We start from the raw sequence: 4,445 nt of genomic DNA, 5'->3' as shown, positions 1-4,445 counted from the left end.
TCTGAAGATGATGCTCGCCAATCCCGTGATGATCGACGCCTACCGGACTGGCATTCCCGGTAACGGCAAGCCTTTCCCCGAAGGCTCCAAGATCGCCAAAGTCGAGTGGAAGCTGAAAGAGAATGCGGAGTCTCCCTTTCCCGTGAATGTGCCGGATACCCTGGTGGCCATTGGGTTCATGGTGAAAGATAGCAAGAGATTCCCGGACAGCGACAGCGGCGGATGGGGATACGCGCAGTTTAGCCACGACCCCGCGTCCGACACGTACAGCGCCGATGAAAGATACGTCGGTGACGCCAGGTGCGGGGTTGCGTGCCATGCGATAGTGGCAGCAAAGGATTACGTTTTCACGGCCTACGGGAGGCGGTGAGCGGCACATAGGATTGTCGCCGCTGCCGTCCGCTCCGATGATGCTTGCGTCCTCATTTCGGAACTGAGCGGGCGTGTCGGTAAGTTGTCAGCGCCTCGACTCAGACCGGGAGAACGGTCATGTCCAAGCAAAGTTCGCCGATTTGCAGGCGCCAAGTTCTGCTGACTTCCGCACTGGCCGGAGTTGTCGGCGCCTTATCTTCTCGCAAATCCGGCAGAGGCCGAAAGGGGGGGGGTCGGCGGCGACGGCCGAATCTATTGCCAAGATTCTGACAGCGTTTCCGAATGGGGATCACTATAGAGCTTCGGAACGAGCCTTCCCAGGCCTGATCTACTTCCACAAAACAGAAACGCGGCGGTCACCTCGCACCCCGGAGGAGAGCCAGAAGCTCTTCGCCTGGGAGCACTGGACAGTGTTCATACCGCTGCAGCATTCGTACCCAGCACCGACCTGACCCCACCACTTTCAAGGCACCCAAGCTGTAGGAGATAGACATGAGCAGTACTCAGATGCACAGCGAAACTACAACCGGGATTTCAGGAGCGCAGTCGGCCGTCATGAAGCTCGAGGTCGTCGTCATCCCTGTTTCAGATGTCGATCGCGCAAAGCAGTTCTACGGAGGTCTGGGCTGGAGGCTCGACGCCGACTTCGCCGCCGGTGACGACTGGCGCGTGATCCAGTTCACGCCGCCTGGCTCCGAGTGCTCGGTCATCTTCGGCAAGAACGTGACTGCGGCGGCACCTGGCTCCGCCCAGGGACTGTACCTCATCGTTTCCGACATCGAGGCTGCTCGCCAGGAGCTGCTCCGTCGCGGCGTGAGGGTCAGCGAGACGTTCCACGACGCCGGCGACGTATACGCTGGCCCGGACGAGCCCTACCTGTTCGGGAGTGTTCGGGTCAGCGGTCCGGATCCCGAACATCGCAGCTACCGCTCGTACGCCTCGTTCAGCGATCCGGACGGCAACGGCTGGCTGCTCCAGGAAGTCACCGAGCGCCTCCCGGGGCGCGTGGAGGCAGGCACGGCCTTCACTTCGGCTGCTGCTCTCGCGGCCACGCTCCGTCGCGCAGCGGCTGCGCACGGCGAGCACGAGAAGCGCACCGGCGAGCATGATGTGAACTGGCCCGAGTGGTACGCCGAGTACATTGTCAACGAGCAAGCCGGCAAGCCGTTGCCGCAGTAAGCTTGCAACGGCGTCTCCATCGTCAGCAACGGTTCGCCGACGGCCGGTGGACCGTACGCTGCCCGAAGCTGGCCGCAGAGTGACTGCAATGAGCAACCAAATTCTTGTTTTCTACGGCTCCTATCGTTCCGACCGGACGGGTATCCGGCTCGCCGAGTTCATGGTCGAGCGGTTGCGGCGCCGCGGGGACGACGTCGAGTTGGTCGACGCAAAGGCAATCAATCTTCCGATGCTCGACCGGATGTACAAGGAGTATCCGAAGGGCGAGGCCCCCGCGGCCCTCGAACAACTGGCGCGGAAGATCCGCAGCGCCGACGGGTTCGTCTTCGTGACCGGCGAGTACAACTGGGGCGTCCAGCCCGGACTGAAGAACCTCACCGACCATTTTCTGGAGGAATGGTTCTGGCGGCCAGCCGCGATCGTGAGCTATTCGGCCGGCCGTCTGTCCGGCGCGCGGGCCGCGACCGCCTGGCACGGCACGCTCTCCGAAATGGGGATGGTGGTGATCTCGAGCACGATCGCTGTCGGCCCCATCGGACAGACCTTGTCGGTTGAGGGCGAACCGACCGGCGAGGGCGGCAAGGCGCTCGAAGGCGCATTCCCGCGCTTTGCTGATGATCTCGCGTGGTGGGTCGAAGCGGCAAAGGCGCAGCGGCAGCGTAAGCCACCGCCGTATTGACCGCGAACAGGCCTGTCCCGTCGTTGAGAACCATACGGCCCTGATTTTGTGCGCCGAAGTTCACGCCGCGGTAACCAGCGCCTTTGGGTTCCACCACCGTTTCCGCCACGAGATACACGATCGTACGGCGCAGCCACCCGTGCGCCGGGCCGTGATCGTAGGACGCGTGCCAGAGGAGCGAGGTGGAAGCCCGTTGGAAGTTCCACCGGGGCTGAACTGATGTCGAGGCCGAACTCCACGGCGAAGAAGCGCGCGATCCGCGCCTGCATGGTCGCGACGACGGGCGCGCTGCGGATGATGCAGGGAACGGCGAGGAAGTGTTGGATCGTGAGCGTGACCGTGAGCGTCAGCCCCAGCTTCTCGAGGGCATCGTCCACCACCCCATGCGGGTCGCCGCGCTGGCTGGTCAGGACGTGCGGCATTCGAACGAAGTCGCCGAGCGAGAGGGGCGGCGGCACCCCGACCCGCTCGACGCTGAACACGCACAGCAAGTTGTCCGTGGAAAAGGAGGCTTACGTTTGAGCTGCCCCAGCTCGTGGCCCAAGCTTGGACGCCGATCCACACTCCCGACAATGTCCTGCTCGACCAAGTGCGGGCGATCGGCGTGACTGCGACCCGTTATACGTTGTTCGACGGGACGGACCGGCCACAGCCCACCAACAGGATGGTCAGCAATGACCCGTTCAGGGACTACATGCAACGGCACGATTGCAGCTTCCCCGAAGCCTTCGAGGCGCTGATCGCTCAGCTAGCCCCGCCCACCGCACGGGATGTCAGGCGCGCTCTGCAGACGCTGGGGCTGGCCAGGGCGCCAGCGGATCTGCTCAAGGTTCTGGAGGACCGGAACGCCGATCGGGTGCAGGAGGCGGCGTGATCGACCTTCCCTCACGGGTCAGGCAATCCAACCAGACGAGCCGGCGGGCGAGATAGCGCCGGGTATGTTGGTGTCCCGGCGTAGCATCGCGTAGCCATTCGCGCAGGGTCCTGAGAAAAACCAGCGGCAGGCCGATCTCTTCGGCCTGCCGCTGCCGTCCGCCGGCATCGAGCAGAGCCGCCTCGCGCACCCAATGGATCAGGCGCGACAGACTGAAGACCATCGGCACCCAGTGGTGCGGGTGCGACGTATAAAGCTTGGTGCGGATCATCTCGCCGGTGAGGCGCCGATGGGTGGCAGTGGCCTCGAACCATCGCATCATCACAGTGTGGACCCGCTCGCTGGCGGGCCGTCCCTGAAAGCCGGGTTCCGGCGGTTGAAGCATGGCAGCGAGCGTCCGTTCGAACCACGCACTGGCTACTGAATCAATGTCGCGGAACTCGGAGAGCACGTCGGTCAGTGGCACGCCACACCGTTCGGCGACCTTACGCAGGCGAAGTTCCTCCCAGCCCTCCTGCTCAGCGAGATCGATCGCGGTGTCAACGATCCGATTGTGTAACGATTGCGGGTCTTCCCGGCCTGTCATGGCAAACTCCCGGTGAACGCACCTTATGCATCATATAGGGGCTTCCGCAGCGGTTCCGATTTAGTTCGGACGTTCTCGATGTAGCCAATGTTGATCCTGAGCCAGCAGAGCTGCTCGTGGCGCTGGAAGCGTGAAGCAACGACCAAATGCAGCAGGCGGCATAATCGACTGCATCGACGCGTGACTGCAGCCATCCCCTGCTGCTCGATCAGGCGGACTACACTGCTTTACGGCTGTTCACCCTGATAATTGGCACTCACGGCGTCATGCATTCCGACAGACGCACAGCTTTCGGGTACGATGCCAAATCGGTGCGCGAGGCGCAGACTTGCAGACCTGCCTTGCGGAAGCCTTCGACAAAAAGACTGCGTTCACGTTCCCGAATAAAGAAGTAGCTGAAGTTGAAGCCCAACTCGGCCAAGAAGCTAGGCACGTCTTTCAACAATGCCTCAGCCGCCCGCTGCGCGTTTTGCATGTCGCCGAGATGGCCGTAGGCCGCTGCCAGCAGCATCTTGTCCGCCACGTTGGAGGAACCGTCATCGCGGCCGAGTATTGCCCGGACTGCGTCTTCGAAGCGGCCGGAGAAGAAGTATGCTTCCCGCATTGCGTTTCGGAACCACATGGGAAAGCGCGGGTTCAGTCTGATCGCCCGGTCCACAATCGCCGCGCCGCGCTCAGGCTCGCCGAGAGGCTCTATTCAGGTTTTGGGGTGGTGGGCAGCAGGGCGGCCAAGAGGGCTCCGAGCAAGGCTTTGC

Annotated in this window: 7 protein-coding genes; 5 read left to right on the top strand and 2 right to left on the bottom strand. The window is 62.8% G+C overall.

The annotated features are described in order from the left end of the window. The 5 genes from AC5JJ6_RS00760 to AC5JJ6_RS00740 all read left to right on the top strand — a co-directional run. The coding region (locus AC5JJ6_RS00760) for a cytochrome P460 family protein (RefSeq protein WP_496040204.1) at positions 1-370 on the top strand (370 nt) is incomplete at its 5' end. A gap of 494 nt (positions 371-864) precedes the next feature. Next, entirely contained in the window at positions 865-1,551 is a 687-nt protein-coding gene (locus AC5JJ6_RS00755) for a VOC family protein (RefSeq protein WP_496040203.1), read from the top strand. Positions 1,552-1,639: 88 nt separating this feature from the next. Further along, positions 1,640-2,230 carry an NADPH-dependent FMN reductase gene (locus AC5JJ6_RS00750; protein WP_496040202.1) on the top strand — a complete coding sequence of 197 codons (591 nt, stop codon included), beginning with the start codon at positions 1,640-1,642 and terminating at the stop codon, positions 2,228-2,230. A 219-nt stretch (positions 2,231-2,449) separates the two neighbouring features. Further along, positions 2,450-2,752, top strand: coding sequence for a hypothetical protein (locus AC5JJ6_RS00745; RefSeq protein WP_496040201.1), 303 nt, complete (start codon positions 2,450-2,452; stop codon positions 2,750-2,752). A 13-nt stretch (positions 2,753-2,765) separates the two neighbouring features. Further along, positions 2,766-3,104 (top strand): hypothetical protein, encoded by a 339-nt coding sequence (locus AC5JJ6_RS00740; RefSeq protein ID WP_496040200.1) that lies wholly within the window; start codon positions 2,766-2,768, stop codon positions 3,102-3,104. Here the strand turns inward: AC5JJ6_RS00740 and AC5JJ6_RS00735 are convergent. Together AC5JJ6_RS00735 and AC5JJ6_RS00730 are read right to left on the bottom strand one after the other, a co-directional pair. Beyond that, a complete protein-coding gene (locus AC5JJ6_RS00735; RefSeq protein WP_496040199.1) occupies positions 3,055-3,690 on the bottom strand; it encodes a hypothetical protein in 636 nt (211 codons plus the stop codon). The genes AC5JJ6_RS00740 and AC5JJ6_RS00735 overlap by 50 nt on opposite strands. A 256-nt stretch (positions 3,691-3,946) precedes the next feature. After that, positions 3,947-4,348, bottom strand: a complete 402-nt coding sequence (locus tag AC5JJ6_RS00730) for a tetratricopeptide repeat protein (RefSeq protein WP_496040198.1) — start codon at positions 4,346-4,348, stop codon at positions 3,947-3,949. Positions 4,349-4,445: the final 97 nt, after the last annotated feature.

The organism is Skermanella sp. (assembly GCF_059503625.1).
Note: the sequence above shows the minus strand (reverse complement) of the source record. Positions and strands in the feature narration are given on the sequence as shown.